Source organism: Geodermatophilus sp. SYSU D00965 (assembly GCF_054050075.1).
This window is the reverse complement of sequence record NZ_JBJGYQ010000025.1, coordinates 1-26,498: the sequence shown is the minus strand read 5'-3', so window position 1 is coordinate 26,498 and position 26,498 is coordinate 1. Positions and strand designations below refer to the sequence as shown.

Genomic DNA, 26,498 nt, shown 5'->3' with positions numbered 1-26,498 from the left:
TCCGCGGTCGCCCCGGCCGGGGACCCACCCCTCGTGCCGGCCCCCGGGGGGACCGGCACGAGGTGGAGCTCAGGGGGTGACGCCGTTGTCCTCGGTGAGCCGGACGGTGGCGCCGGGCTCGGTGCGGGCCTGGTCGGCGACCGCGGCGGCCACCGCCTTGGCGACGGCGGGGTCGAAGACGCTCGGGATGATGTAGTTGGCGTTGAGCTGGTCGTCCTTGACGACGGCCGCGATCGCCTCGGCCGCAGCGAGCAGCATGCCGTCGCTGATCTCCCGGGCGCGGGCGTCGAGCAGGCCGCGGAAGACGCCGGGGAAGGCCAGCACGTTGTTGATCTGGTTCGGCAGGTCCGAGCGGCCGGACGCGACCACGGCGGCGTACTGCCGGGCCCGGACCGGGTCGACCTCGGGGGTCGGGTTGGCCATCGGGAAGACGACCGCCTGGTCCGCCATCCGGTCGAGGTCCTCGACGGCGAGCACGTTGGCCGCACTGACCCCGATGAAGACGTCGGCGCCCTCGAGCGCGTCGGGCAGCTGACCGCGCACGCACTCCGGGTTGGTGCGCTCGGCGAGGTCCCGCTTGGCCGGGGAGAGCCGCTCGTCGTCGGGCGAGAGGATGCCCTCGCGGTCCCACACCAGCACGTGGCGGGCGCCGGCCTTGAGCATCAGGTGCACGATCGCCGTCCCGGCGGCACCGCCACCCGCGACGACGATCTTCACGTCCTCGAGCTGCTTGTCCACCACGCGCAGGGCGTTGCGCAGCGCGGCCAGCGCGACGATCGCCGTGCCGTGCTGGTCGTCGTGGAAGACCGGGATGTCGAGCTTCTCGCGCAGCCGGGCCTCGATCTCGAAGCAGCGCGGCGCGGCGATGTCCTCCAGGTTGATCCCGCCGAAGCCGGGGGCCAGCAGCTCCACGGTGCGCACGATCTCGTCGACGTCCTGGGTGTCCAGGCAGATCGGCCAGGCGTCGATGTCGGCGAACCGCTTGAACAGGACCGCCTTGCCCTCCATGACTGGCATGGCCGCGCCCGGGCCGATGTCGCCGAGGCCGAGGACGGCGGAGCCGTCGGTGACCACCGCGACGGTGTTGCCCTTGATCGTCAGCCGGCGGACGTCGTCGGGGTTGGCGGCCAGCGCCAGGCAGACCCGGGCGACCCCGGGGGTGTAGGCCATGGACAGGTCGTCGCGGGTCTTCAGCGGGACCTTGGAGGCGACCTCGAGCTTGCCGCCCAGGTGCAGCAGGAAGGTCCGGTCGCTGACCTTGCGGACCTTCACGCCGGGGACCGCCCGCAGCGCCTCGACCATCTCCTCGGAGTGCGCGGCGTCGGCGGCCGAGCAGGTGACGTCGACGGTGAGGCCGTCGGAGCGGCTGTCCACGACGTCGATGGCGGTGACCGCGCCGCCGGCGGACCCCACGGCGGTGGCGATCCGGCCGATGCTGGCCGGGTCGCCGTCGGCGGTGAGCCGGACGGTGAGGGAGTACGACGCCGAGGTGACGGGGCCGCGCGGCGGTGTCGCCGGCTCACCCCTGTCGGTGTCGTTCGAACGGGGCGCGGTGGCAGCGGTGTCGGTGCTCATGGCGGGCCCCATCGTCCCACCTCGCTGCCGCGGGGGCTCCGTTGCGGTCGCAGTGGTCGTGTGGGGTCCGGCACGCGTACGGGGTCCGGACCGCCGGACCGGGTGCTCCCGGCCTCAGCCCCCGTGCCGGGAGGTCCGCCCCTCGGCGCGCGCCTTGAGGCCCTCGCAGAACTGGCGGAACGAGGGGTTGAGGTCCGGCGTGGTGCGGCCGAGCAGGAAGGCCAGCGGCCCGGTGTGGTCCTCGCGGACGGTGAGGACCGTGCCACCGTCGTCCTGGCCGTCGAGGTGGTAGGTCCGCTCGATCACCGCCAGGCCGAACGGCAGCCCGCCGCGCCAGCGCATGGCCTCCTGCGGCCGGATCTCGGTGACCGTCACCGAGAAGGGGCGGGTGCGGATCATCGTGGCGTAGAGCGTCAGCCGCTCCCCCAGGGCGACCCGGCCCTCCACCCGGTCGACGCCGGAGTTCCAGTCCCGCCAGCCGCCGACGTCGACCAGCAGGTCCCACACCGCCGCGGGGCTCGCGTCGATCCGGACGGCGGCCTCGAAGCTCCTCATGGCTCTCCCCTCACCCGGCCCGCACGCCGGTGGACTGCAGGTAGGTGTTGGGCACCACGATGCCGGGTCCGCCGCCGCGCGTGAAGCTGCCCCACATGTCGCTGAACTCGCCCTCCAGGGTCGCGCGACCGGCCTCGTCGAGCCGCTGCCAGGCCACGTGCACCGGCGCGTACCAGTCGCGGTAGCGCTGCCACTGGGCCGCCACCGACGGCGCGGTGAACTCGACGGTCCGCTCGGAGTGCCGCAGCTGGCACTCACCGCGGGGCAGCAGGCCCTCGACGCCGTCCGAGGTCCCCCACCGCAGCGGGTCGCCGGTGGCGTCCTCCGGGTCGTGCCGCTCGATCAGCGCGAGCAGCCGGCCGCCGGGTGCCTCGGGGCGCCAGGCGGTCAGCCCGAGCCGGCCGCCGGGCCGCAGCACCCGCAGCAGCTCCCGGGCGGCCTGCTCGGGATCGGCGGCGAAGACGACGCCGAAGGTGGAGACCACGACGTCGAAGGACTCGTCCGGGAACGGCAGCTCGCAGGCGTCGGCGACCTCGGTCTCGAACCCCAGTCCCTCCATCTCCGCGCGGCGGACGGCGTACTCCAGCAGCTCGGGCACGAGGTCGCTGCAGACGACGTCGGCGTCGCGGCGGGCGGCGGCCAGCGCGGTGTTGCCCGTGCCCCCGGCGACGTCGAGCACCCGGTCGCCGGGACGGACGGCGAGGTCGGTGACCAGCTGCTCGCTGGCCGGCACCAGCCGGACCCCGACGCGCTGGTAGTCCCCGGCCGCCCAGACGTCCCGGGTGCGCGCCGCGGTGGAGGAGGTCATGCCCGGCAGTGTGCTCCGCGTCACTCCGCGCTGGAAGTGGCGGTCAGGCGGGGCGCGGCCGCCCGCGGGTCGACGACGACGTCCTCGCCGGCCGCGGCCACGCCCCGCGCCCAGGTCACCAGGCCGGCGACGTCGACGCCGTGCGGGGGGTCGGCGGCGTAGCCGGCGATGTTGCCGGCGCCGCGGTCGAGGAGCGTGACCGCGCCCCGGCCGTTGCCCCGCGCCGCGTGGGTGAGCCCCACCGCGAGCTGGGCCAGCCCCCGCCACAGCTGCCGCTCGGCCTCCGGCGCGCACTTCCAGGCGTCCTCGAGCACCTCGTGGGCGTGGAACGGCCGGCCCGCGTCGAGCAGCCGCTGCGCCTCCGCCAGCGCCTCGTCCGGCGGCCGCACCACCCCCTCGGGGGCCCGCTCCTCCCCCACCGCGCCGCGGGCCAGCGGGCGGCCCAGCGCGTCCCGCGGGCGGGCGTTGCGGGCCCGCCCCGAGGCGTCGCGGTCCCGGGAGGCATCCACCTGCCCATCTTCTGCCGAACACCCCGCGGGCGTCGTCCGTGGGGGTTGTCCTGTCGGTGGTGGCGTGCACGATGGTCGCCGAGGACGGCCGCTCCGACGGGCCGCCCCCGCACCGACCCGCGGTCGACTCGACCGGTCCGGACCTGGAGGGGGTGGGGCCCGTGGCCCCGGTCACCGAGCAGTGCACCGCCGTCCTCGACCTGGACGGCGCCCTGGCGCACGTCGCCGACGCCGCGCTGCGCCCCGGCCCCGTCGGCGCCGTCGGCCTGGAGCTCGAGGCGCACCTGGTCGACCTCGCCGACCCGGCGACGCGGGTGCCGTGGTCCCGCGTCCGCCGGGTCACCGGCGCGCTGCCCGCCCTGCCCTGCGGCAGCCGGGTCACCCTCGAGCCGGGCGGCCAGGTGGAGCTGTCCGGGCCGCCGGCGGCCGACGTCGCCGCCGCGGTGGCCGGGCTGCGCGCCGACCGGGCGGTGCTCGCCGCCGCGCTGGGCGCCGACGGGCTGGGCGCGGCCCCCGTGGGCGCCGACCCGCTGCGCCCGCCGCGCCGGGTCAGCCCCGCCGCCCGGTACGCGGCGATGGAGGAGCACTTCGCCGCCGTCGGCTGCGCCGGCCCGGGCACGGCGATGATGTCGGGGACGGCGTCGCTGCAGGTCAACCTGGAGGCCGGCCCCCGCGCCGGGTGGAGCGAACGGGTGTCGCTGGCCCACCAGATCGGGCCGGTGCTGGTCGCCGTCTCCGCCTGCTCGCCGCTGGCGGCCGGCCGGGTCACCGGCTGGGCGTCGCACCGGCAGCGGGTGTGGGGCGAGATCGACCAGGCCCGCTGTGGTCCGCTGCTGGGCGGGGCCGACCCGGCCGGCGAGTGGGCGCGGTACGCCCTCGCCGCCCCGGTCATGCTGGTGCGCGACCCGGGCGCGGGCGAGGCGGCCGTCCCCGTCCGGGCCCGGGTGCCGTTCGCCGACTGGGTCACCGGCGCGGTCCCCCTGGGCGGTCGGCGGCCCACCACCGCCGACCTCGACTACCACCTGACCACGCTGTTCCCGCCGGTGCGGCCGCGCGGCTGGCTGGAGATCCGCTACCTCGACGCCGCGCCCGAGCCGTGGTGGCCGGCGCTGGCCGCGGTGACGACGACGCTGCTCGACGACCCGGTCGCGGCCGGGCACGCGGCGGCGGCCACCGAACCGGTCGCCGCCGCCTGGGACCGCGCCGCGCGGCTGGGGCTGGCCGACCGCGCGCTGCACCGGGCGGCGCGCGCCTGCCTGGCCGCCGCCTGCGACGCGGTCCCGGCCGACCTCCGCCGCGAGGTGACCGCGCTGGCCGACCTCGTCGACCGCGGCCGCAGCCCCGGCGACGACCTGCTCCGCACCGCCCGGGTCGGCGGTCCCGCCGCCGCCCTCCTCTCGGCCACGGAGGACCGATGAGCGACCTGCCCGAGCTCCTCGCCCGCGAGCTGACCGCGGCCCGGGAGCGCACGCTGCTGCTCACCGACCACGACGAGCCCGAGCTGCTGCGCCAGCACACGCCGCTGCTCAGCCCGCTGGTGTGGGACCTCGCCCACGTCGGCCAGCAGGAGGACCTCTGGCTGCTGCGGCGCGGCGACGCCACCCGGCCGGGGCTGCTGCCGCCCGACGTCGAGGCGCTCTACGACGCGTTCACCCACCCCCGCGCCGTCCGGTCCCGGCTGCCGCTGCTGCCGCCGGTGGAGGCACGGGCCTTCTGCGGCCAGGTGCGCGGCCGGGTGCTCGACCGGCTGGACGCCCTCGGTGCCGACGACGACCCGTTCGACTTCGCCATGGTGGTCAGCCACGAGCAGCAGCACGACGAGACGATGCTCCAGGCGCTGAACCTGCGCACCGGGCCGCCGCTGCTCGGGTCCGGGACGCCGCTGCCGCCGGGCCGCCCCGGCGTGGCCGGCACGTCGGTGCTCGTCCCGGGCGGGGAGTTCGTGCTCGGCGTGGACGCCGCCGACGAGCCGTTCTCGCTGGACAACGAGCGGCCGGCGCACGTCGTCGACGTCCCCGCCTTCCGGATCGGGCGGGTGCCGGTGACCAACGCCGAGTACGCCGCCTTCGTCGCCGACGGCGGCTACGCGCAGCCGCGGTGGTGGTCGCCCCGGGGGTGGGCGCACCGGGTCGAGGCGGGGCTGGAACGGCCGCAGTTCTGGGGCCCCGACGGCACCCGCACCCGGTTCGGCGTCGTCGAGGAGCTGCCGCGGGACGAACCGGTCCAGCACGTCACGTTCTTCGAGGCCGAGGCGTACGCGGCCTGGGCGGGGGGCACCGGCACCGCTGCCGCCGGGGCGCGGCTGCCCACCGAGGTGGAGTGGGAGAAGGCCGCGGTCTGGGACCCGGCCGCGCGGCGGCGCCGCCGCTTCCCGTGGGGCGCGGCCGAGCCGACACCGGCGCTGGCCAACCTCGGCGGCGCCGCCCTGCGCCCCGCCCCGGTCGGGGCCTACCCGGCCGGCGCGTCGGCCTGCGGGGCCGAGCAGCTCATGGGCGACGTCTGGGAGTGGACCTCCTCGGACTTCCTCCCCTGGCCCGGCTTCCGGCCGATGCTCTACGCCGACTACTCCGCGCCGTTCTTCGGCGGCGACCACAAGGTGCTGCGCGGCGGGTCGTGGGCGGTGGGCGCGTCGATCCTGCGGCCGAGCTTCCGCAACTGGGACCACCCGGTCCGCCGGCAGGTGTTCAGCGGCTTCCGGCTGGCCTGGTCCGTCGACGGGGGGTCGGCGTGATGTGCCGCCACCTCGCCTGGCTGGGCCGGCCGCGGACGCTGGCCGACCTCGTCCTCGACCCGCCGTCCTCGCTGCTCGTGCAGTCGTGGGCGCCCCGCCGGCAGCGCTACGGCACGGTCAACGCCGACGGCTGGGGCGTGGGCTTCTTCCCCCTCGGCCGCGCCCGGCCGGCGCGCTGGCGCTCGCCGCGGCCGCTGTGGGCCGACCCGTCGTTCGCCTCGGTCGCCCCGGTGCTGGCGTCGGGGTGCGTGGTGGCCGCCGTCCGGTCCGCGACCGTGGGCATGCCGCTGGAGGAGAGCGCCGTCGCGCCCTTCACCGACGGCCGGTGGCTGCTGTCGCACAACGGCCGGGTGGACCGGTCGGTGCTGCCGCCCGTGCGGGACGCCGAGTCCACCGTCGACAGCGCGCTGCTGGCCGCCCTCGTCTTCGCCCGTGGCCCGGACGCGCTCGCCGACGTCGTGCGCGAGGTCGCCGCCGCCGACCCCGCGGCCCGGCTCAACCTGCTGGCGGCCGACGGCACCCGGCTGCTGGCCACCACCTGGGGCGACACGCTCTCGGTGCTGGTCACCGCCGACGGCACGGCGCTGGCCAGCGAGCCCTGGGACGACGACCCGGCGTGGACCGACGTGCCCGACCGCTCCCTGGTCGAGGTGACCCCCGACGGCCTGACCGTGAACCCGCTGACCTGAGGAGCCCGGTGTCCCTCTCGCTGACCAACCACCTCGCCCCCGACGAGGCCGCGGCCGCGCTGCGCGCCGACGCGCTGGCGGGGCTGACCGCGACCCCGAAGTCCCTGCCGCCGCGGTGGTTCTACGACGCGCGCGGCAGCGAGCTGTTCGACGAGATCACCCGCCTGCCGGAGTACTACCCCACCCGCGCCGAGCGGGCGATCCTCACCGCCTCCGCCGGGGAGATCGCCGCGGCCTCCGGTGCCGACGTGCTCGTGGAGCTGGGCAGCGGGACCTCGGAGAAGACCCGCCTGCTACTGACCGCGCTGCGCGAGGCCGGCACGCTGCGCCGGTTCGTGCCCTGCGACGTCGACCCGTCGGTGCTGCGCGCGGCGGGCGCGGCCATCGAGGCGGAGTACCCCGGCGTCGAGGTCGCGGCGGTGGTCGGCGACTTCACCCGGCACCTGTCCGAGCTGCCCCGGTCCGGACGGCGCCTCGTGGCCTTCCTCGGCTCCACGATCGGCAACCTCGAGCCCGGACCCCGCGCGCAGTTCCTCGCCGCGCTGGCCGGCACCCTCGCGCCGGGCGACTCCTTCCTCCTGGGCACCGACCTGGTCAAGGACCCCGGCCGGCTGGTCCGCGCCTACGACGACGCGGCCGGCGTGACCGCGGAGTTCAACCGCAACGTGCTCCGCGTGCTCGACCGCGAACTCGGCGCGGACTTCGACCCCGCCGCGTTCGAGCACGTCGCGGTGTGGGACGCGGCGAACGAGTGGATCGAGATGCGGCTGCGGTCGCGGGTCGACCAGGTGGTGCGGGTGGCCGCCCTCGACCTCGACGTCCGGTTCGCCGCCGGGGAGGAGATGCGCACGGAGGTGTCGGCCAAGTTCCGCCGCGACGGGGTGGCGCGCGAGCTGGCCGCCGCGGGCCTGGCGGTGACCCACTGGTGGACCGACCCGGACGGCGACTTCGCGCTCTCCCTGTCCGTGCCCGCCTGACCCGGTCGACCACCGCGTCGCGCACCACCTGCTCTGCGCATGCTCGTGCTCTGCGTGCGCTCCGCAGGCAGAGCACGAGGAGCCACCGTCGGGCCCGTCCCGGCACGCTCGTGCTCTGCGTGCCCTCTGCAGGCAGAGCACGACTGTTCGCGGGTGACACCTGTGACCAGCGGCTGCATCCGCCGGGCGAGGACGACCGGAAGGACGGGGTGAGAGGCACCTCCTCCTCCACCGAAAGGACCCCGTCCCGTGCCCAGCAGCCGCACCTCCCTCGCCATCGCCGTCGGCGGAGCCACCGGCACCCTGCTCGCCCTCGGCGCGGCCCCCGCGCTGGCCGCCGACACCGCCACCGTCTCCGTCCTGCACGCGGTACCCGCCACCCCCGTCGACGTCTACGCCAACGGCGAGCGGCTGATCGACGACTTCCAGCCCGGCACCCTCACCGACCCGCTCCAGCTCCCCGCCGGCACCTACGACCTGGCCCTCTACCCTGCCGACGCGCCCGACGCGTCCGGCGACCCCCTGCTGTCCGCCGACGGTGTCGCCGTCCCGGCCGGCGCGAACGCCACGGTGGTGGCGCACCTGTCCGCCGACGGCGCGCCGACGCTCACGCCGTTCGTCAACGACACCTCCGCCGTTCCCGCGGGCCAGGCCCGCGTGGTCGTCCGGCACACCGCGGCCGCGCCGGCGGTCGACGTCCGGGCCGGCGGCAGCGTCGTCGCCCCCGGGCTGACCAACCCGAACGAGGCGGCGCTCACCGTGCCCGCCGGCACCGTCAGCGCCGACGTCGTCCTCGCCGGCACCGACACCGTGGCGATCGGCCCCGCGGACCTCGACCTGGCCGAGGGCGCGACCACGATCGTCTACGCGTGGGGCTCGCAGCAGGCCGGCTTCTCCCTCGCCGTCCAGACGACCTCCGGATCGCACTCCGCGCCCTCCGGCGTCCCCGGGGGCTCGGCGGGACTGGCCGACGACGGCGGCGTGCCGGTGCCCGTGGCGGCGCTGTCGCTGGCCGGGCTGGTAGCCGCCGGGGTCGCCGGCCGCCGGTGGGTGACCTCGCGGGCCTGACCGGCGCCGGAGAGGGAGGCCAGCCGTGCGGTCCCCGGCCGCCGTCGCCGTCGTGGGCCTGGTGCTCGCCGTCGGCGCCCCGGCCGCCTGGGCGCTGACCCGGGAACCTGCCGCGACCGGGACGTCGATCGAGCTGGCCCTCCCCGCACCGACCCCGCCGGTGCCGTCGCCGGCCTCCTCGGCGACGGCACCGGCGGTCCCGCCCGCGCCCGTGGGCACCCGGGCCGCGGCCCCGTCCCCCGTGGCCCGCCCGCCGGCGCCGGTACGGCTCACCGTGCCCGCACTCGGCGTCGACGCCCCGGTCGACCCGGTCGGGGTCCGGGACGACGGCCAGGTGCAGCTGCCCGACGACGTCGACCGGGTCGGCTGGTACCGCTTCGGTCCCGTTCCGGGAGGCGACGGTGCCGCCGTCCTCGCCGGCCACGTCGACGACCGCGAGCAGGGCCTGGGGGCGCTCGCGCCGCTGCGGGAGGCCGAGGTCGGCGACGAGGTCCGGGTGACCGGCGCGGCGGGCGAGGTCAGCCGGTGGCGGGTGGTCTCCCGCGATCTGGTCGACAAGCGCGCCCTGCCGCTGGACCGGGTCTTCGGCCGCACCGGTCCGCCTCGGCTGGTCCTGGTCACCTGCGGCGGCCCCTTCGTGGCCGAGACCGGCAGCTACCAGGAGAACGTGGTCGTCGTCGCGGAGCCCCTCCGATGGTGAAGGACCTCGCTGCCCCCCGTCGCTCGCAGGCTCGCACCGGGGCCCTGCAGCGAGGCCGACGCGCCGGGGCCGGAGGGCCTAGGGTCGGGCGGGTGACCACCGACGCCGGGCCGCCGGGGACGGCCCCGGAGCCGGACGACGCCGAGGTCGGCCGCCGGTTCGCCGCCGGCGACGAGCAGGCACTGGCCTGGGCCTACGAGCGCTTCGCGGGGCAGATCCACGGCATGGCGGTGCGTGCCTTCGGTCCGGGCCCCGACGCCGAGGACGTCACCCAGCAGACCTTCGTCTCGGCGTGGACCGGCCGCGCCGGGTACCGCCCCGACCAGGGCCCGCTCCCGGCCTGGCTGGTCGGCGTCTGCCGGCACAAGATCGCCGACACCTGGGCCCGCCGGGACCGGCAGCGCCGGACCGCCGAGGCGGCCGCGGCGCAGGCCCAGGCCGCGCCCGACCCCGGCGGCCCGCTGGTCGACACCACCGTCGCCGACCGCGTGCTCCTGCTGGACGAGCTGGACCAGATCGGCCAGCCGCAGCGCGGGATCATCGAGCTCGCCTTCTTCGAGGACCTCACCCACGCCCAGATCGCGGCCCGCACCGGGCTGCCGCTGGGCACGGTCAAGAGCCACATCCGGCGCACCCTCGAGCGCCTGCGCACCCGGTTGGAGGTGGACGGTGCCGCACTGCACGCCTGAACAGCTCGCCCTGGCCGCGCTGCGTGAGCCCCTGCCCGCGTCCGACGCCGCGCACCTCGAGTCCTGCGCGCAGTGCCGCGCCGAGGTGGCCTCGCTGCAGCGCGGCGTGGACGCCCTCGCCGTTCCGCAGCTGGCCGCGCCCGGGGCGCCGGTCGCCCCGCCGGCGTCGGTCTGGGCGGGGATCGCCGCGGCGACCGGCGTGAGCACCGCCCCGCGCCCCGCGGGAGACGCCGCCCCCGTCCAGCCCGCGCCGGCCGCAGCACCCGAGCCCGCGACCCCGGCGTCCGAGCCGCCGGCGCCGGTCGTCCCGCTGCGACGCAGCCGCTCGCGACTGCTCGTGGCCGCCGCCGCGGCGCTCGTCGTCGGGGCGGCCATCGGGGCGGGAGCCGTGGCGTTCGGCACCCGCGGCGGCGAGGGCCTCACCGTCGCCGAGACCCCCCTCGAGCCGCTGGAGGGCAGCGGCGCGTCGGGCGAGGCCCGCGTGCTCGAGCGCAGCGACGGCAGCCTGGTGCTCGACGTCGACCTCAGCGCGGCCGAGCGCGCCGGCGAGTACTACGAGGTCTGGCTGCTCGACCCGGCGGTCGAGCAGCTGGTCTCCCTCGGGGTCGTGCAGGGCGGGAGCGAGGTGACGCTGGAGCTGCCGCCCGGCATCGACCTCGGCGAGTACCCGATCGTCGACGTCTCCGTGGAGCCGCTGGACGGCGACCCGGCGCACTCCGGCGTCTCGGTGGCCCGCGGGCAACTGGAGACCTGAGCAGACCGGCCGCCCGGCTCGCCTAGCGTGGGGACGTGACCCTGCTCGACCGCGCCCTCGTCCACGAGGACCTCGGCTCCTCGTGGCGCTCCGCACGACCCCGTCCCGCCGGGCGGCACCTGGACACCGCCGCCTGCAGCCGGCAGAGCCACCGGGTGCTGGAGGCCGCTGCCCACCACGCCCGGCACGAGGCCGAGCTCGGCGGGTACGTGGCCGAGGCGACCGCCGAGGACCTGCTGCAGCAGGGCCGCTCGGTGATCGGCGGCCTGGTCGGCATGGCCGCCGCCGACGTCGTCTTCGTCGAGTCCGCGCAGGCCGCGCTGCTCGCCCTGCTCACCGCCTGGCGGCTGCCGGCGGGGTCCCGGGTGGCGTGCCTGCCCGGCGAGTACGCGCCCAACGCCGCCCTGCTGCGCGCGGCGGGCCTGGTGCTCGAGCCGCTGCCGGTCGACGGACTCGGACGGGCCGACCTCGACGGGGTGGCCCGGCTGCTGGCCGCCGACCCGCCCCGGGCGGTGCACCTCACCCACATCGGCAGCCACCGCGGGACCGTGCAGCCGGCCGCCGAGGTGGCGGCGCTGTGCCGCTCGGCCGGCGTGCCGCTCGTGCTCGACGCCGCCCAGTCGCTGGGCCACGTCGACACCGACGTGGGCGCCGACGTGGTCTACGGCACGTCCCGCAAGTGGCTGGCCGGTCCGCGGGGCGTGGGGCTGCTGTGCGTGCGGCCGGCCGTCACCGCGGAGCTCGTCCCGGTGCTGCCCGCACCGGCCGACCTGCCGCCGCTGCGGGCCCTGGAGTCCGGCGAGGCGCACGTGGCCGGGCGGGTCGGGCTGGTGCTGGCGGTCGGCGAGCACGTCGCCGCGGGGCCGGCCCGGGTCCGCGAGCGGCTGGCCGCGCTGGGGCGGGCCTCCCGCGAGGTGCTGGAGGGCGTGGCCGGCTGGCGGGTGGTCGAGCCGCTGGACGAGCCCACGGCGACGACGACGCTGCGGCCGCCGGACGGCGTCGACGTCGTCACCACCCGCGCCCGGCTGCTGACCGAGCACGGGATCGTGACCACCGCCATCGAGCGCGAGCGGGCGCCGGGCGAGATGACCGGGCCGGTGCTGCGCGTCTCCCCGCACCTGGACGCCACCACCGAGGACCTCGACGCCCTCGCCTCCGCCCTGTAGCGGGGACGGGGCCGACGTCAGACGGCGGCCTGCACCCGAGCCGAGACCCGGGCGTGGACGGCGAGCTGCTCGTCGAGCGCGGGGTGCACCGGGACGCCGTCCTCCACGACGAGCCGCCCCGCGACGACGGTGTGCCGCGCCGCGATGGGGCCGCAGCGCAGCCAGGCCTCGACGGGGTCCGACAGGGCGCCGGCGAACGCGACCCCGTCGAGCGGCCACACCGCCAGGTCCCCGCACGCGCCGACCGACAGCTGTCCGATCGCGCCGGCCCGGCCCAGGCAGGCCGCGCCGCCGCGGGTCGCCAGCTCCAGCGCGTCCCGGGCGGAGAACGCCCCCGCGCCGTGCCGCAGCTTGCCCTGCAGCATCGCCGTCCGGGCCTCCAGCCACAGGGACGCGGCGTCCGCCGACGCCGAGCCGTCCACGCCGAGGCCCACCGGGGCGCCGGCCGCGCGCAGCTCGGCCACCGGCGCCAGCCCGCTGCCCAGGATCATGTTGGACGACGGGCAGTGCGCCGCCCCCACCCGCGCGGCCCCCAGGCGCGCGACCTCGGCGGCGTCCGGCCACACCACGTGCGCCAGCCACACCCGGTCGGAGAGCCAGCCGACGTCGGCGAGGTACTCGACCGGGCGGCGACCGAAGGTGGCCAGGCAGAACGCGTCCTCGTCCTGGGTCTCGCACAGGTGGGTGTGCAGCCGCACGTCGAGGGCCTCGGCCAGCTCGGCGGTCCGGGTCATGAGTGCCGTCGAGACGCTGAACGGTGAGCACGGCGCCAGCGCGACCCGGGTCATGGCGTGCGGTGAGGGGTCGTGGTGCGCCCGCACCAGCCGCTCGGAGTCGGCCAGGATCTCGTCGTCGTCCTGCACCACCGAGTCCGGGGGCAGCCCGCCGTCCTTCACCGACAGCGACATCGAGCCCCGGGTGGGCGAGAACCGCACCCCCAGGTCGCGGGCGGCCGCGACCTCCGCGGAGATCAGGTCGCCGCCGCCGCGGGGGTGCACGTACAGGTGGTCGGTGGAGGTGGTGCAGCCCGACAGCGCCAGCTCGGTGAGCCCGACGAAGGCGCTGACGTACGCCGCCTCCTCGTCCAGCCGCGCCCACAGCGGGTAGAGGGTGACCAGCCACTCGAACAGGCCGCCGGTCAGCGCGGGGGCGTAGGCGCGGGTGAGGTTCTGGTAGAGGTGGTGGTGGGTGTTGACCAGCCCGGGGGTGACCAGGCAGCCGCGGGCGTCGATGCGGCGGGTGGCGGCCGGCTGGGGGTCGGCCGGGCCGCCCACGCCGGTCACCACCCCACCGGTGACCGCGATCCACCCCCCGGCGATCTCGCGGCGGGTGTCGTCGACGGTGGCGAGCAGCTCGGCGTCGTGCACGAGCAGGTCAGCGGTGCGCACGGCGACGGTCTCCGCGGGAGGACGGCGTCAGCCGACCGACTCGATGTCGAACGCGGCGCGGCCGTCGTCCACCGAGGTGACGGTGATGCGGTAGGTGAACTCGCGGCCGGTGTCGGGCTCGGTGGCCGTGCACTCGGTGCTGGCGTCGACCTCGGCGTCGAGGTCCCCGGGGCAGCTGACCTCCGGGCTGACACCGGTCTCGCCCTCGAGCGCCGCGGCCACCTGCGACTCCAGCTCGCCCTGCTCGATCGACGAGCCGCAACCGGTCAGCGCCAGCGCCGCGGCGGGCAGGAGCAGAGCCAGGGGACCGGAACGGGGCACGGCTGCTCCTCGGGGAAGGTCACGGCGGGGAGCCGCACCCTATCGAGCGCATTCCCGGGGCGGGCAGGTCGCGCCCGCCCCGGGAGGAGCGGTCCGTCACAGGGTGAACTGGGCGACCCGCTGCTGCAGCTCCGCTGCCTCGGTGGCCAGCCGCTCGGCCAGGACGCGGGACTCCTCGATCCGCCCGGCGCTCAGCTCCGAGGCGCCCGCGACGGCCTCGGCCCCTCGGGCGATGTCCTGGCTGCCCTGCGCGGCGACGCCGATGCTGCGGTCGATCTCCGCCGCGGCGGCCGTCTGCTCCTCGACGGTGGTGGCGATCGTCGTCTGCAGCGCGTTGATCTGCCCGACCGTCTCGCCGATCCGGGCGATCGCCCGGGCGGCCGCGCCGGAGTCGGCCTGGATGGCCTGGATCCGCTGGGAGACGTCCTCGGTGGCCTTGGCCGTCTCCTGGGCCAGCTCCTTGACCTCGTTGGCGACGACGGCGAAGCCCTTGCCGGCCTCCCCGGCCCGGGCGGCCTCGATCGTGGCGTTGAGCGCCAGCAGGTTGGTCTGCTCGGCGATGCCGGTGATCACCTTGATGACGTTGCCGATCTCCGCCGACGAGGTGCCCAGCTGGGTCAGCGTGTCGTTGGTGCTGGCCACGATCCGGACTGCGTCGGTGGCCACGCTCGCGGCCTGGTGCGCCGACCGGGAGATCTCGCGGATGGAGGTGCTCATCTCCTCGGCGCCGGCGGCCACCTGGCCCACGTTGCCCGAGACGTCGGCCGCGGTCCCCGACACCGCCTGGGCGTGGGTCGCCCCGCTGCGGGAGGCGTCGACGACCCCCGCGGTGGCGCGGCTGAGGTCGCCGACCAGGGTGCTCATCGAGGCGGTCGCGGACGCGACACCGGAGACCATCTCCCGGATCCGGCCCACGCCCTGCGACAGCGCCCGGCCCAGCTGCCCGAGCTCGTCGTCGGACTCGCTGCGGACGTCATGCGACAGGTCGCCGCGGGCCAGGGCCTCGGCGGCCGCGCGCACCGGGACGATCCGGCGGCGGATGTCCCGGGCCAGGGCGATGCCCAGCGCGAGGGCCAGCGCCGTGCCCACGGCGAGGAGGACCAGGGTCCACACCCGGGTGGCACCGAAGCTGTCGCCGATCTTGGCCCGGCTGACCTGCTCGTCGGCGACGAGGGCGTCGGTCATCTCGCCGACGCCGGCCTGGAACTCCAGGTACGAGGCGGTCGCGACGTCACCGAGCTGCTGGGCGTTCGGGGCCTGCGCTGCCGTGGCGGCGCGATAGGCCTGGTCCTTGGCGACCATGTCGTCCCAGCCGGCGGCGAGCTGCTCCGCCCGGTCCCGGAGCTCGGCGGGCGTGTTGGCCAGCAGCGCCTCGACGTCGGCGTCGGTCGCCGCCTTGGACTCCTCCTGCAGGCCGCTCTGCAGCTCCACGATGTCGGGCTGCCCCTGCACCGCACCCAGCGCGGTGACCAGGCCGTGCACGGAGTAGGCCTGGAAGTCGTCGGTCAGCTGCTGCAGGTCGGCCAGCGGGCGCACGTCGCGGGCGGCGAGGTCCTCGACCTGGCCGTGGATCGAGGACAGCTGCGCGACGTTGATCAGCCCGAGCGTGACCATGACGGCGGCGACGCCGAGGAAGGCGGCCAGCAGCCGGGTGCGGACGCTGCGCCGCAGGAACGAGGGGGTCAGGGACACCAGGGGAGCTCCATCGACGAGACAGGTGTGACCTCCCCTCATCGGCAGGTCCGGCGCCGGCCTCAGCCCGGCGGCGTCATGACCTCCGGCACACCGGTCAGGCCGGGCCGTCCAGCAGCGGCCGGACGGCGGGCGGCAGGTCGGCCGGCAGCGGCCGCGCACCGACCAGCCGGCCGGCCGCCGCGGCGGGCACGCCGGTCGACTGCAGCACCTCCAGCGCCTGGACGTCGGGCAGCGCCTCGAACCACCGGCGGCCCAGGGCGGCCCGCCCGGCGACGGTCGGCCGGCCCCACAGCCGCAGCCGCGCCATGCCGCCGTCCGGGAAGACGTCCAGCCGCACCCGGTCGACCGCCGGGCCGCCGGGGAGGACGACGCGGTGGCGGGTGTCGGGCAGCAGCCGGGTCCGGGGCAGCACGACGACCTCGCCGTCCGGACCGCTGCCGGTCAGGGACGCCGAGCCGGGGGCGTTGCCCAGGAACCAGGAGGTGTCGAGCTCGGCGAGGGTGACCACGCCCTCGCAGGCCAGCGTGACCTCCACCCAGTCGTTGCCGCCGTCGCGGCGCCGGCGGGTCTCCCAGCCCTCGCCCATGCTGCGGGCCGGGCCGGGCGCGAGCAGCTGCGCCGGCCGGCCGTAGAAGTCGTCGCTCACCCCGGTCACCCGGCCGCCCCACTCCAGCGCGGCCAGGTCGAACGGGCCGGCGTCGACCAGCCGCGGGTCGGGGACGACGGTGCCGTGCACCCGCAGCCGCGCCACACCGCCGTCGGGGTGGATGGTCAGCCGCACGTGGGTGACCCGCCGGGTGGAGCGCACCGGGAACACGTTGGCCGTGTCGGCGGCGAGGTCGGACAGCGGCAGCAGCGGCTGCCAGTCGGCGCGGTCGAGCTCGGCGACCGTGGGGTGGCCCTCCACCGACGCGGCCTCCACCGACGCCCGCGCCGGGGAGTTGCCGGTGAAGTGCGTGGTGTCGACGACGACCGCGGCCACGATCCCGGGTGCGCCCAGCCGGACGACCGCCCAGTCGGTGCCGGGCGAGCGGCGCCGTCGGGTCTCCCAGCCGTCGTACTCCTTGCCCCGGTGCCCGAACTCCGTCCGGGCCACCGGCGGGTGCGGGAGCACCAGGTTCTCCTTGGCCGCGAAGAACTCGTCGTTCGCGGCGACGACGGCACCGCCGAGGGCACGGCCGGCGAGGTCGGTCAGGCGGGTGGGGTCGCTCATCGGGCTCCTCGGGAGTGGGCGGCGCGCGGGTCACTCTGGCACGGGGCGGGTAGGACCGTCGGCGTCCCCACCGACTCCGAGGAGGGCTCGTGTCCGAACCCACTGACGACGCGCGCGAGCGCGCCCGCGAACACGTGCAGCAGATGCCCGCCGAGACGGCGCTCGGCAACGCCGACCCGGCCGGCGGCTCGACCGACGACCCGCAGGTGATGGACCAGGCCGCCCGCGAGGAAGGGGAGCAGCGGTAGGAGGACCCCCTGCCCCCTCGCAGGCTCGGGGCGGGACCCGGCAGGGGGCCGGGGCACGTCAGGCGGGGCCGCCGCGGTCGAGCAGCCGACCGCGGGGGCTGCCGTCGACGGGCTCCCCGCGCAGCCAGGTCCGCCGCACCCGCCCGACCAGCGACCGCCCCGCGTAGGGGGTGACCGGGTTGCGGTGCGCCAGCTGGCCCACCGTCCACCGCTCGTCCGGCGCGAACGCCACCAGGTCGGCGTCCTTCCCGGCCGCGATCGCCCCCTTGCTGGGCAGTCCGGCCAGCCGGGCCGGTGCCGCGGCCATCCAGCGCACCACGTCGGTCAGCGCGATCCCGCGTGCCCGCGCGCCGGTCCACACCGCCGGCAGCGCCACCTGCAGCGAGGCGATGCCGCCCCAGGCCAGGCCGAAGTCGCCGACGTCGAGCCGCTTGAGGTCCGGCGTGCACGGCGAGTGGTCGCTCACCACCAGGTCGATCTCGCCGTCGGCGAGCGCCGCCCACAGCGCCTCGCGGTGCCAGGTCTCGCGGATCGGCGGGCAGCACTTGAAGGCGGTGTCGCCGTCGGGGACCTCCTCCGCGGCGAAGGTCAGGTAGTGCGGGCAGGTCTCCACGGTGATCCGGACGCCCTCCGCCCGTGCCCGGCGCAGCAGCGGCAGCGCGTCGGCGTCGGCCAGGTGGACGACGTGCACGCGGGCGCCCGTGTCCCGTGCCGCCGCGACCAGCCCGGCGATCGCCGACTCCTCCGCCGCCTCCGGGCGGGAGGCCAGGAAGGCCGTGTAGCTGGGCCCGGCCGGGTCCGGCGCCGCGGCGATGACCCCGGCGTCCTCGGCGTGGGCGATGAGCAGCCCGTCGACGGCGGCCAGCTCGGACAGTGCGGCGCGCAGACCCGCGTCGTCCAGCGGTGGGAACTCGGGGACGCCGGAGTCGAGCAGGAAGCACTTGAACCCGACGACCCCGGCCTCGTGCAGCGGCCGCAGCCGGCCGAGGTTGCCGGGCACCGCGCCGCCCCAGAACGCGACGTCGACGGCGACCTGCCCCTCCGCCGCCTGCCGTTTCACGTGCAACGCCGCGACGTCGGTCGTGGGCGGGACCGAGTTCAACGGCATGTCGACGATCGTGGTGACCCCGCCGGCGGCCGCGGCGCGGGTCGCGGTGGCGAACCCCTCCCACTCGGTCCGGCCGGGCTCGTTGACGTGCACGTGGCTGTCCACCAGGCCGGGGAGGAGCACCTCGTCGTCGGCGAGGGTGACCGCTCCGGGCGGCGCGTCGGCGAAGTCGGTGACCGCGGCGATCCGCCCGCCCTCGGTGTGGACGGCCGCGGCACGCTCCCCCTCCGGCGTGGCCACCCGGCGCGCGCGGACCACGAGGCTCATGCCGGGACCCGCGCCGGCCGCCCGAGCTCCTCCAGCGCGCGGTCGACGTGGTGCAGCTCGGCGCCCCACGCGGTGGCGACCCACCCGCCGGGCAGCGGGAGCCGGACGGCGTCGTCCCCGGTGGCGAGGTCCTCGGGAGTTCCGGCGTGCACGGTGGAGGCATACGCCCGCGGCGCCACCGGCGGCAACCAGGCCGGGGCGCCCGGGCCCAGCCCGACCGTGGTGTGCAGCAGCGGCCGGCCGTCGCGGACCACCCGCGTGGTGCCGGTCCAGCGGCCGGGCGCCTCGCCGGCCCGGCCGAGCAGCACCCGCTCGGTCGCGGTGAGCACGCCGCGGCAGTCGAGCTCGACGGTGAGCTCCGCGACGTGCCGGGCCCGCGCGGTCACCACCGTGGGCTCCGGCCGCAGGTCCAGCAGGCCGGCGACCGACGCGGTCACCCGCTGCACCGACGGCGCCTCCTCGCGCGCGGGGAGCGCGACGGCCGCGGCGACCGAGCGCACGGTCAGCTCCGCGCCCTCCTCGACGACCAGCCGGATCGTCGCGTCGTCCCCGCCGAGCGGGCCGAAGGCCGTGGCCACCAGGTGCACGGACGTCGGACCGGTGCGCCGGACCGCGAGCTGCCCGCCGGCCCGGACCACCGGCAGCTCGGTGCGCCCGCCGCGGCCCCGGCGGGCGACGACCTCGACGACCGTCCTCACGCGGGGGTTCGCAGGGCCCGCAGCCGCACCTGCTCGCGCACCCAGTCGGCCACCGGGCCGGCGGACGGGTCCTCCCGCAGCGAGACCAGCAGGGTCGGCCTGCCCCCGCGCACCCTCGCCGCGTCGCGCCGCATGACGTCGAGGTCGGCCCCGACCAGCGGCGCCAGGTCGGTCTTGTTCACCACCAGCAGGTCGCTCGCGGTGACCCCGGGCCCGCCCTTGCGCGGCACCTTGTCCCCGCCGGCCACGTCGACGACGAAGACCTGCACGTCGACCAGGCCGTAGCTGAACGACGCGGTCAGGTTGTCGCCGCCGGACTCGACGAGGACCAGCTCCAGCCCCGGGTGCCGGGCCTCGAGCAGCTCGACGGCGTCGAGGTTGGCGGTGATGTCGTCGCGGATCGCGGTGTGCGGGCAGCAGCCGGTCTGCACCGCCTCGATCCGGTCGTCGGGGAGGACGGCGTGCCGGCGCAGGAAGTCGGCGTCCTCGGTCGTGTAGATGTCGTTGGTGACGACGCCGAGGTCGAGCTCGCCGGCCAGCGTGCGGCACAGCGCCGCGGCCAGCGCGGTCTTGCCCGAGCCGACCGGTCCGCCCAGCCCGATCCGCAGCGGGCCCTCCCGGTCGCCGGGGTGCCGGTGACCGGCGACGTGCGGGTCGACGTAGTCGTCCAGGTTGTGGTCAGGCGGCATGGCGACTCCCGGTGCGGCTCATGAGGCGAAGAACCGGTCCTTCCGTGCGGCGTGCACCTCGGCGAGGAGGTCGAGGAGCGGGTCGGTGTCGGCCGGCAGACCGGCGCGCAGCGCGGCGTCGGCGACGGCGTCGATCTCGGGCGCCAGCCGTGCGGTGACGGCGGCGACGGTGAGCGGGTCCATGGCCAGCAGCCGCTGGGCCGCCGTCGCCGGGCCGCTCACCGACAGGTAGGCGGCGGCCTGCGCGGCGGCGCGCGCGTCCAGCCCCGCCGCGGCCGCGGCCACGCCGAGGGCCAGCGGGTGGTGCGGCCGGTCCGGCACCGCGTCCCAGGCGTCCGACGGCCAGGACCGCCGGCCCACCCGCACCAGCCCGCGACCCTGCTGGCGAGAGGCGGCGCGCAGCGCCGGCGACGGCGTCCGCGCGTCGACCTCCCGGTCGAGGCGCGACAACGCCGTCGTCCTCCGGACGACACCGCGGCCGGGTGCCGTCCCCCCGTCGCGTTGAGCCGGGTCCGCCGCCTCCTCGAGGAGGCCTCCGGCCCCCGTCTCGTCGACGGCAGCGCACGCCGCGGCCGCCGCCCCGGCCGCCACGGCACCCGCGGTCGCCAGCCGGCGCAGCAGGAAGGCGGCCAGCGACGCCGGGTCGTGCAGCACCCCAGCCGCGATCGCCTGCTCGACCCCGCCGGAGTGGGTGTGCCCGCCGGCCGGCAGCCGGGAGTCGGCCAGCGTGAGCAGCGCTGCCGTCATCAGAAGAGGAAGTACCGCTGCGCCATCGGCAGCTCGCGCACCGGCTCGGGCTCCCACACCTCGCCGTCCACGGTGACGGTGAAGGTGTCCGGGTCGACGCGGATCTCCGGCAGCGCGGTGTTCTCCGGCAGGTCGGCCTTGGTCAGCCGGGTGGTGTCGGTGACCGCGGCCAGCCGCCGGTCGATCGCCAGCCGGTCCCCCAGCCCGGCCTCCAGCGCCGCGGGCGCCACGAAGTGCACCGACGTCTGCGCCGGCACGCGGCCGTACGCGCCGAACATCGGCCGCGGCAGCTGCGGTTGCGGCGTGGGGATGGAGGCGTTGGCGTCGCCCATCTGGGCCCACGCGATCACCCCGCCCTTGAGGACCGCGTGCGGCCGGACGCCGAAGAACCGCGGGTCCCAGAGCACCAGGTCGGCGAGCTTGCCCGGTTCCACCGAGCCGACCTCGCCGTCGATGCCGTGCGCGACGGCGGGGCAGATCGTGTACTTGGCGACGTACCGGCGCGCGCGCAGGTTGTCCGCGGCGCCGTCCCCGGGCAGCGACCCGCGCTTGCGCTTCATCACGTGCGCGGTCTGCCAGGTGCGCAGCACCACCTCGCCGACCCGCCCCATGGCCTGCGCGTCGGACCCGATCATGGAGATCGCCCCGATGTCGTGCAGCAGGTCCTCCGCGGCGATCGTCGTCGGCCGGATCCGGCTCTCGGCGAACGCGAGGTCCTCGGGCACGCTGGGGTCCAGGTGGTGGCAGACCACGAGCATGTCGAGGTGCTCGTCGAGGGTGTTGACCGTGTGCGGCCGCGTGGGGTTGGTGCTCGACGGGAGCACGTTCGGGTGCCCGGCGACGGTGATGATGTCCGGCGCGTGACCGCCCCCGGCACCCTCGGTGTGGTAGGCGTGGATGCTCCGGCCCGCGATCGCCGCCAGGGTGTCCTCGACGAACCCGGCTTCGTTCAGCGTGTCCGAGTGCAGGGCCACCGGGACGCCGTGCCGCCCGGCCACGGTGAGGCAGGCGTCGATCGCCGCGGGGGTCGAGCCCCAGTCCTCGTGCAGCTTGAACCCGCTGGCGCCGGCGCGGAGCTGCTCCTCCATCGACTCCTGGCGCACGGTGTTGCCCTTGCCGAGGAGTGCGACGTTGACCGGCCAGGGGTCCATCGCCTCGAGCATGCGGGCCAGGTACCAGTCGCCGGGGGTGATGGTGGTGGCCTTCGACCCCTCGGCCGGCCCGGTGCCGCCGCCGATCAGCGTGGTGATCCCCGAACCCAGCGCCGTGGGCACGATCTGCGGGCAGATGAAGTGCACGTGGCAGTCGATGCCGCCGGCGGTGAGGATCCTGCCGTTGCCGGCCATCACCTCGGTGCCCGGGCCGATGACGAGTTCGGGGGAGACGCCGTCCATCGTGTCGGGGTTGCCGGCCTTGCCCAGCGCGACGATCCGCCCGTCGCGGATCCCGACGTCGGCCTTGACCACCCCCCAGTGGTCGAGGACGACCGCCCCGGTGATCACCAGGTCGGGCGCGCCCTCGGCGCGGGTGGCCCGCCCCTGGCCCATCGACTCGCGGATCACCTTGCCGCCGCCGAACACCGCCTCCTCGCCGGCCCGGCCGGGACCGCCGCAGCGGTCCTCCTCGACCTCGATCAGCAGGTCGGTGTCGGCCAGCCGCACCCGGTCGCCGGTCGTGGGCCCGTACAGCTGGGCGTAGCGCTCGCGGGACAGCCGCACCATCAGCCCAGCCCTCCCTCGCGGGTCAGGCCGGGGACGACGCGCGCCCCGGCCAGCGGCACCAGCGTCACGGTGCGGGTGATGCCCGGCTCGAAGCGGACAGCCGTTCCGGCGGCGACGTCGAGCCGGTGACCGTGCGCGGCAGCCCGGTCGAACGCCAGGGCCCGGTTGGCCTGCGCGAAGTGGAAGTGCGAGCCGACCTGCACCGGCCGGTCGCCGGTGTTGGTGACCTCCAGCTCGATCCGCGCCGCGCCGGGCAGCGTCTCGATCTCGCCGTCGGCCGGGACCACCTCGCCCGGGACCACGCTCACGGGATCGGCTGGTGGACGGTCACGAGCTTGGTCCCGTCCGGGAAGGTCGCCTCCACCTGCACCTCCTCCAGCAGCTCAGAGACGCCGTCCATGACGTCGTCCCTGGTGAGGACCGTGCGGCCGGACTGCATCAACTCGGCCGCGAGCACGCCGTCCCGGGCGCCCTCGAGCACGTGGTCGGTGACGATCGCCGTGGCCTCCGGGAGGTTGAGCTTCAGGCCCCGCGCCTGCCGCCGGCGGGCGAGCTCGGCGGCGTACGAGAGCAGCAGCCGTTCCTGCTCGTGAGGGGAGAGGTGCACAGCAGCGGCCTTCCGGACTCGGGGAGCCCGGACGCTAGCCGCGTCGTGTGTCGGTCCTGTTGCGGGTCAGCGCAGCGGGCGGAAGAACTCCCGGACGTCGTCCACCAGCAGCCCCGGCTGCTCCATCGCGGCGAAGTGCCCGCCCCGGTCGTGCTCACGCCACTGCCGCAGGTCGGGGAACTGCTGCTGCACCCACTCGCGGGGCGGCTGGAAGATCTCGTGCGGGAAGAGCGAGACGCCGGTGGGCACCGGGACGTGCGGCGTGCGCTCCTGCGGCGCCTGGGCCATCTCCCAGTACATCCGCGCCGACGACGTCGCCGAGGCGGTGAACCAGTAGGTCGAGACGTGGTCGAGGATGCGGTCGGCGCCCAGCGTCGCGACCGGGTCGCCGGCGCAGTCGGCCCAGGCGGCGAACTTCTCCAGGATCCAGGCGCACTGCCCCACCGGGGAGTCGGTCAGCCCGTAGCCGAGGGTCTGCGGCCGGGTGCGCTGCTGCTGGTTGTAGGCCGAGCCCTCGGCGCGGAACCGCTGCTCCCGGTCCAGGGCCCGCTGCTCCCGCTCGGTGAACTCCGTGCGCCCCGCCGGAGGCCCGGTGACCACCATGTTGAGGTGGATGCCGGCGACCCGGTCGGGGTGCCGGGCGGCCAGGTTGGCCGAGACGAACGACCCGATGTCCCCGCCCTGCGCGCCGAACCGCGGGTACCCGAGCCGCGACATCACCTCGGCCCAGGCGTCGGCCGTGCGGGACAGGCCCCAGCCGGAGGACGCCGGCTTCCCGCTCCACCCGAACCCGGGCAGCGAGGGGACGACGACGTCGAAGGCGTCCCGGGGGTCCGCGGGGTCGGTGAGCGGCCCCAGGACGTCGAGGAACTCCAGGACCGACCCCGGCCAGCCGTGCGTGAGCACCAGCGGCAGCGCGTCCGGGTGCGGGGAGCGGACGTGCAGGAGGTGGATGGGCAGGCCGTCGACCTCGGTGACGACCTGGGGGACGGCGTTCCACCGCTCCTGGCGGGCTGCCCAGTCGTAGCCGTCGGCCCAGTACGCGCACAGGTCGCGCAGGTACTCGAGGGGGACGCCCTGCGACCAGTCGTCGACCGTGGCGGGCTCGGCCCAGCGGGTGTCCCGCAGCCGGCGTCGGAGGTCCGCCACCGCCTCGGCGGGCACGTCCACGGCGAAGGGCCTGATGACCTCGGCGTCCACGGCCCCACCGTAGTGGGCTTGCGCACACGACACCGGCGCCTCTACGGTTCGCTACATGAGTAGTGAACCAAGGGACCCGCGGGGCTCCTCCCGGGACCCGGTGTGAACGAGGACGGCGGCCCGATCTTCCGACAGGTCGCCGCAGAGATCGAGAACGCGATCGTCGACGGCTCCCTCCCCGAGGAGAGCCAGGCGCCCTCCTCGAACGAGCTGGCCGCCTTCCACCGCATCAACCCCGCCACCGCCGCCAAGGGGCTCAACCAGCTGGTGGCCGACGGGGTCCTCTACAAGAGACGAGGAGTGGGGATGTTCGTCGCACCGGGCGCCCGCGAGCAGCTGCTCAAGCGGCGACGCAGCGAGTTCGCCGACCAGTACGTCCGCCCGCTGATGACCGAGGCGCACAAGCTCGGCATCTCCACGCGCGAGCTCAGCGCGATGATCGACCGCTGGGAGGAGCACCGGTGACCGCGGCGGGCACCCTCACCGACGTGACCATGCGGTTCCGGGAGCACACGGCCCTCGACGCCGTGACCACCTCGGTCGAGACCGACAGCATCACCGGGCTGCTCGGCCGCAACGGGGCCGGCAAGACCACGCTGATGCAGCTGCTCACCGGACAGCGCCGGCCCACCCGCGGGCGGGTGCAGGTGCTCGGGGGCGACCCGTACGAGAACGACGCCGTGCTCAGCCGCATCTGCTTCGTCAAGGAGGGCCAGCGCTACCCCGACCACTTCCGGGTGCAGGACGCGCTGGACTCGGCCGCGATGCTGTTCCCCCGGTGGGACGGGGACCTGGCGGCCGCCCTCGTGCGGGACTTCGACCTCCCGCCGAAGCGGGCGATCAAGAAGCTCTCCCGCGGGATGAACTCCGCGGTGGGCATCGTCATCGGCCTGGCCTCGCGGGCACCGGTCACCCTGTTCGACGAGCCCTACCTCGGTCTGGACGCCGTGGCCCGGCAGCTGTTCTACGACCGGCTGCTCGCCGACTACGCCGAGCACCCGCGCACCGTCGTCCTGTCGACGCACCTCATCGAGGAGATCGCCAGCCTGCTCGAGCGGGTGCTGCTCATCGACCGCGGCCGCGTCCTGCTGGACGCCGACGCCGACTCGCTGCGCGGCACCGCCCTGACCGTCACCGGGCCGCGCGCCAGGGTGGACGCGTTCGCCGCCGCGCACGAGGTCCTGCACAGCGAGACCCTGGGCGGGCACAGCCGGGCCGTCGTCCGCCTGCGCCCCGGTGCCGCCGCCGAGGACGCCGCCGCGGCCGGCCTCTCCTGGGAGGCCACCACCCTCCAGCAGCTGGTCGTGGCCATGAGCCTGCAGACGGCGCAGGACCGCCCGGCCGCCCTCTCCGACCTCGAGGAGGTCCCCCGGTGAACCGCGTCCTGTCCGCCGCTCGACTGCACCTGGTGCACCCGCTGGTCGTCTTCGGGGTGCCGTGGATGGTCGGGACGATCAGCTTCGTCATCAACTGGGCGGTCTGGGCGCTGGCCGACGTGGCCGAGCACGACCCGAACAACTTCACCGGCGGCGTCACGGCGCTCTACATCACCGTGTGCGTGGTCTTCGTCCAGGCGCTCACCCAGATGCTGCCCTTCGCGATGGGCGTCAGCCTCAGCCGGCGCACCTACTGGCTGGGCACCGCACTGGTCGGGGTGGTGTCGGCGCTCGGCTACGGCATCGCGCTGGCCGTCCTCAACGAGATCGGCCAGGTCACGGGTGGCTGGGGGGTGGGCCTCAACTTCTGGGTGCCGACGCCGCTGCTGGCCGACAACTTCGTGCTCCAGGTGCTCTACTCCGGCGGACCGATGCTGGCGCTCATCTTCCTGGGCATCGGGATCGGGGTGGTGTACAAGCTCTGGGGCCCCAATGGGCTGTGGCTGCTGGTGCTGCTCAGCGTGGTCGTGATCGGCGGCCTGGCGGTCCTGACGACGGGCCTGAGCGCGTGGGGCGACGTCTGGGCCTGGCTGACCGACCGGGAGGCCATCACGCTGGCCTTCGGGATCCCCGCGGCCATCGCGGCGGTGGTCGCGGCGGCCTCCTTCGCGGGGATCCGCCGCGTCGTCCCCTGACGGCACCCCTCGTGCGTCGGCGCCTTCGTCACGTGACGGAGGCGCCGATGCACGTCTGCCCCCACCGGCTCCCGGATCCGGGTCCCATCCGGCGCCGGCCCGCCGCCCCGACTCCCGCAATTCGGCTTCCGTCCGGCACCGACCCGGCGCATGGCGAGGGAAGGACTCAGGGGACGGACGTCTGGCCCGGGACGTGCGAAGGGGCCCCAGCGGTTGCTGGGGCCCCTTCGGGAATGGTTGTCCGGCGGCGTCCTACTCTCCCACCCCGTCTCCAGGGCAGTACCATCGGCGCTGAGAGGCTTAG

General features: G+C 76.3%; 29 protein-coding genes. 13 read left to right on the top strand and 16 right to left on the bottom strand.

Annotated elements, in window-relative coordinates; translation table 11 throughout:
- Window positions 1-69: 69 nt before the first annotated feature.
- The 4 genes from ACI789_RS20590 to ACI789_RS20575 all read right to left on the bottom strand — a co-directional run bounded on the left by ACI789_RS20590 (window position 70) and on the right by ACI789_RS20575 (window position 3,447).
- The gene (locus ACI789_RS20590; RefSeq protein WP_457011251.1) at window positions 70-1,575 is read right to left on the bottom strand and encodes a malic enzyme-like NAD(P)-binding protein; all 1,506 of its coding nucleotides are present in this window, start codon (window positions 1,573-1,575) and stop codon (window positions 70-72) included.
- Between the two features lie 114 nt (window positions 1,576-1,689).
- Window positions 1,690-2,130 carry an SRPBCC domain-containing protein gene (locus ACI789_RS20585; RefSeq protein WP_456919980.1) on the bottom strand — a complete coding sequence of 147 codons (441 nt, stop codon included), beginning with the start codon at window positions 2,128-2,130 and terminating at the stop codon, window positions 1,690-1,692.
- A gap of 10 nt (window positions 2,131-2,140) precedes the next feature.
- Window positions 2,141-2,938, bottom strand: a complete 798-nt coding sequence (locus tag ACI789_RS20580) for a class I SAM-dependent methyltransferase (protein ID WP_457011250.1) — start codon at window positions 2,936-2,938, stop codon at window positions 2,141-2,143.
- 20 nt (window positions 2,939-2,958) lie between these two features.
- The gene (locus ACI789_RS20575; RefSeq protein WP_457011249.1) at window positions 2,959-3,447 is read right to left on the bottom strand and encodes a DUF309 domain-containing protein; all 489 of its coding nucleotides are present in this window, start codon (window positions 3,445-3,447) and stop codon (window positions 2,959-2,961) included.
- Between the two features lie 59 nt (window positions 3,448-3,506).
- Here ACI789_RS20575 and egtA point away from each other — a divergent pair, with 59 nt between their 5' ends.
- From egtA to egtE, 9 genes are all read left to right on the top strand, one after another.
- A complete protein-coding gene (egtA, locus tag ACI789_RS20570; RefSeq protein ID WP_457011247.1) occupies window positions 3,507-4,865 on the top strand; it encodes an ergothioneine biosynthesis glutamate--cysteine ligase EgtA in 1,359 nt (452 codons plus the stop codon).
- Window positions 4,862-6,178: an ergothioneine biosynthesis protein EgtB gene (gene egtB, locus ACI789_RS20565; protein ID WP_457011246.1), complete on the top strand. Its 1,317-nt coding sequence runs from the start codon at window positions 4,862-4,864 to the stop codon at window positions 6,176-6,178. Before egtA ends, egtB begins: the two co-directional genes overlap by 4 nt.
- Complete coding sequence (gene egtC, locus ACI789_RS20560) at window positions 6,178-6,867, top strand: ergothioneine biosynthesis protein EgtC (RefSeq protein WP_457011245.1); 690 nt, start codon at window positions 6,178-6,180, stop codon at window positions 6,865-6,867. Before egtB ends, egtC begins: the two co-directional genes overlap by 1 nt.
- Window positions 6,868-6,875: 8 nt before the next feature.
- The gene (egtD, locus tag ACI789_RS20555) at window positions 6,876-7,844 is read left to right on the top strand and encodes an L-histidine N(alpha)-methyltransferase (RefSeq protein WP_457011244.1); all 969 of its coding nucleotides are present in this window, start codon (window positions 6,876-6,878) and stop codon (window positions 7,842-7,844) included.
- 249 nt (window positions 7,845-8,093) lie between these two features.
- Entirely contained in the window at window positions 8,094-8,912 is an 819-nt protein-coding gene (locus ACI789_RS20550) for a DUF4397 domain-containing protein (protein WP_457011242.1), read from the top strand.
- A 25-nt stretch (window positions 8,913-8,937) separates the two neighbouring features.
- Window positions 8,938-9,612 carry a class F sortase gene (locus ACI789_RS20545; protein WP_457011240.1) on the top strand — a complete coding sequence of 225 codons (675 nt, stop codon included), beginning with the start codon at window positions 8,938-8,940 and terminating at the stop codon, window positions 9,610-9,612.
- 92 nt (window positions 9,613-9,704) lie between these two features.
- Window positions 9,705-10,301 carry an RNA polymerase sigma factor gene (locus tag ACI789_RS20540; protein ID WP_457011239.1) on the top strand — a complete coding sequence of 199 codons (597 nt, stop codon included), beginning with the start codon at window positions 9,705-9,707 and terminating at the stop codon, window positions 10,299-10,301.
- Window positions 10,282-11,055, top strand: coding sequence for an anti-sigma factor (locus ACI789_RS20535; protein WP_457011238.1), 774 nt, complete (start codon window positions 10,282-10,284; stop codon window positions 11,053-11,055). The genes ACI789_RS20540 and ACI789_RS20535 overlap by 20 nt, the downstream gene beginning before the upstream one ends.
- A 35-nt stretch (window positions 11,056-11,090) precedes the next feature.
- Complete coding sequence (egtE, locus tag ACI789_RS20530; RefSeq protein ID WP_457011237.1) at window positions 11,091-12,221, top strand: ergothioneine biosynthesis PLP-dependent enzyme EgtE; 1,131 nt, start codon at window positions 11,091-11,093, stop codon at window positions 12,219-12,221.
- 17 nt (window positions 12,222-12,238) lie between these two features.
- Here the strand turns inward: egtE and ACI789_RS20525 are convergent, their stop codons facing one another.
- From ACI789_RS20525 to alc, 4 genes are all read right to left on the bottom strand, one after another.
- Entirely contained in the window at window positions 12,239-13,609 is a 1,371-nt protein-coding gene (locus ACI789_RS20525; RefSeq protein ID WP_457011236.1) for an 8-oxoguanine deaminase, read from the bottom strand.
- Window positions 13,610-13,636: 27 nt separating this feature from the next.
- Entirely contained in the window at window positions 13,637-13,930 is a 294-nt protein-coding gene (locus tag ACI789_RS20520) for a DUF4333 domain-containing protein (RefSeq protein ID WP_457011234.1), read from the bottom strand.
- Between the two features lie 96 nt (window positions 13,931-14,026).
- The gene (locus tag ACI789_RS20515; RefSeq protein WP_457011232.1) at window positions 14,027-15,622 is read right to left on the bottom strand and encodes a methyl-accepting chemotaxis protein; all 1,596 of its coding nucleotides are present in this window, start codon (window positions 15,620-15,622) and stop codon (window positions 14,027-14,029) included.
- A gap of 97 nt (window positions 15,623-15,719) precedes the next feature.
- Window positions 15,720-16,838, bottom strand: a complete 1,119-nt coding sequence (alc, locus tag ACI789_RS20510) for an allantoicase (RefSeq protein WP_457011231.1) — start codon at window positions 16,836-16,838, stop codon at window positions 15,720-15,722.
- An 89-nt stretch (window positions 16,839-16,927) separates the two neighbouring features.
- Here alc and ACI789_RS20505 point away from each other — a divergent pair, with 89 nt between their 5' ends.
- Window positions 16,928-17,086, top strand: coding sequence for a hypothetical protein (locus ACI789_RS20505; RefSeq protein WP_456919996.1), 159 nt, complete (start codon window positions 16,928-16,930; stop codon window positions 17,084-17,086).
- A 58-nt stretch (window positions 17,087-17,144) separates the two neighbouring features.
- On the opposite strand, the gene allB is transcribed toward ACI789_RS20505, so the two are convergent.
- From allB to ACI789_RS20465, 8 genes are all read right to left on the bottom strand, one after another.
- Complete coding sequence (gene allB / locus ACI789_RS20500; protein WP_457011230.1) at window positions 17,145-18,461, bottom strand: allantoinase AllB; 1,317 nt, start codon at window positions 18,459-18,461, stop codon at window positions 17,145-17,147.
- Entirely contained in the window at window positions 18,458-19,159 is a 702-nt protein-coding gene (locus ACI789_RS20495; protein ID WP_457011229.1) for an urease accessory protein UreD, read from the bottom strand. Before ACI789_RS20495 ends, allB begins: the two co-directional genes overlap by 4 nt.
- Window positions 19,156-19,848 carry an urease accessory protein UreG gene (ureG, locus tag ACI789_RS20490; RefSeq protein ID WP_457011228.1) on the bottom strand — a complete coding sequence of 231 codons (693 nt, stop codon included), beginning with the start codon at window positions 19,846-19,848 and terminating at the stop codon, window positions 19,156-19,158. The genes ACI789_RS20495 and ureG overlap by 4 nt, the downstream gene beginning before the upstream one ends.
- 18 nt (window positions 19,849-19,866) lie before the next feature.
- Window positions 19,867-20,595, bottom strand: coding sequence for an urease accessory protein UreF (locus ACI789_RS20485; RefSeq protein ID WP_457011227.1), 729 nt, complete (start codon window positions 20,593-20,595; stop codon window positions 19,867-19,869).
- On the bottom strand, window positions 20,595-22,316 hold the full coding sequence (locus ACI789_RS20480; RefSeq protein WP_457011225.1) for an urease subunit alpha: 1,722 nt from the start codon (window positions 22,314-22,316) through the stop codon (window positions 20,595-20,597). The genes ACI789_RS20485 and ACI789_RS20480 overlap by 1 nt, the downstream gene beginning before the upstream one ends.
- The gene (locus ACI789_RS20475; protein ID WP_457011224.1) at window positions 22,316-22,624 is read right to left on the bottom strand and encodes an urease subunit beta; all 309 of its coding nucleotides are present in this window, start codon (window positions 22,622-22,624) and stop codon (window positions 22,316-22,318) included. The genes ACI789_RS20480 and ACI789_RS20475 overlap by 1 nt, the downstream gene beginning before the upstream one ends.
- Window positions 22,621-22,923 carry an urease subunit gamma gene (locus tag ACI789_RS20470; protein WP_457011222.1) on the bottom strand — a complete coding sequence of 101 codons (303 nt, stop codon included), beginning with the start codon at window positions 22,921-22,923 and terminating at the stop codon, window positions 22,621-22,623. The genes ACI789_RS20475 and ACI789_RS20470 overlap by 4 nt, the downstream gene beginning before the upstream one ends.
- A gap of 66 nt (window positions 22,924-22,989) precedes the next feature.
- A complete protein-coding gene (locus ACI789_RS20465; RefSeq protein ID WP_457011221.1) occupies window positions 22,990-24,123 on the bottom strand; it encodes an epoxide hydrolase family protein in 1,134 nt (377 codons plus the stop codon).
- 102 nt (window positions 24,124-24,225) lie between these two features.
- Between ACI789_RS20465 and ACI789_RS20460 the strand changes: the two genes are divergently transcribed.
- From ACI789_RS20460 to ACI789_RS20450, 3 genes are read left to right on the top strand one after another with little or no spacing between them, the layout of a single operon-like run.
- A complete protein-coding gene (locus ACI789_RS20460) occupies window positions 24,226-24,588 on the top strand; it encodes a GntR family transcriptional regulator (RefSeq protein WP_456920005.1) in 363 nt (120 codons plus the stop codon).
- Window positions 24,585-25,499: an ABC transporter ATP-binding protein gene (locus ACI789_RS20455; protein ID WP_457011219.1), complete on the top strand. Its 915-nt coding sequence runs from the start codon at window positions 24,585-24,587 to the stop codon at window positions 25,497-25,499. Before ACI789_RS20460 ends, ACI789_RS20455 begins: the two co-directional genes overlap by 4 nt.
- The gene (locus tag ACI789_RS20450; protein WP_457011218.1) at window positions 25,496-26,194 is read left to right on the top strand and encodes a hypothetical protein; all 699 of its coding nucleotides are present in this window, start codon (window positions 25,496-25,498) and stop codon (window positions 26,192-26,194) included. Before ACI789_RS20455 ends, ACI789_RS20450 begins: the two co-directional genes overlap by 4 nt.
- Window positions 26,195-26,498 lie beyond the last annotated feature (304 nt).

What these genes read in the sequence shown, in the direction of transcription:
- ACI789_RS20485 (WP_457011227.1), bottom strand. Translation starts at nt 20,595, where the DNA reads ATGACGGCAGCGCTGCTCACGCTGGCCGACTCCCGGCTGCCGGCCGGC.
- ACI789_RS20590 (WP_457011251.1), bottom strand. Translation starts at nt 1,575, where the DNA reads ATGAGCACCGACACCGCTGCCACCGCGCCCCGTTCGAACGACACCGAC.
- ACI789_RS20580 (WP_457011250.1), bottom strand. Translation starts at nt 2,938, where the DNA reads ATGACCTCCTCCACCGCGGCGCGCACCCGGGACGTCTGGGCGGCCGGG.
- ureG (WP_457011228.1), bottom strand. Translation starts at nt 19,848, where the DNA reads ATGCCGCCTGACCACAACCTGGACGACTACGTCGACCCGCACGTCGCC.
- ACI789_RS20585 (WP_456919980.1), bottom strand. Translation starts at nt 2,130, where the DNA reads ATGAGGAGCTTCGAGGCCGCCGTCCGGATCGACGCGAGCCCCGCGGCG.
- alc (WP_457011231.1), bottom strand. Translation starts at nt 16,838, where the DNA reads ATGAGCGACCCCACCCGCCTGACCGACCTCGCCGGCCGTGCCCTCGGC.
- egtB (WP_457011246.1), top strand. Translation starts at nt 4,862, where the DNA reads ATGAGCGACCTGCCCGAGCTCCTCGCCCGCGAGCTGACCGCGGCCCGG.
- ACI789_RS20480 (WP_457011225.1), bottom strand. Translation starts at nt 22,316, where the DNA reads ATGGTGCGGCTGTCCCGCGAGCGCTACGCCCAGCTGTACGGGCCCACG.
- egtC (WP_457011245.1), top strand. Translation starts at nt 6,178, where the DNA reads ATGTGCCGCCACCTCGCCTGGCTGGGCCGGCCGCGGACGCTGGCCGAC.
- allB (WP_457011230.1), bottom strand. Translation starts at nt 18,461, where the DNA reads ATGAGCCTCGTGGTCCGCGCGCGCCGGGTGGCCACGCCGGAGGGGGAG.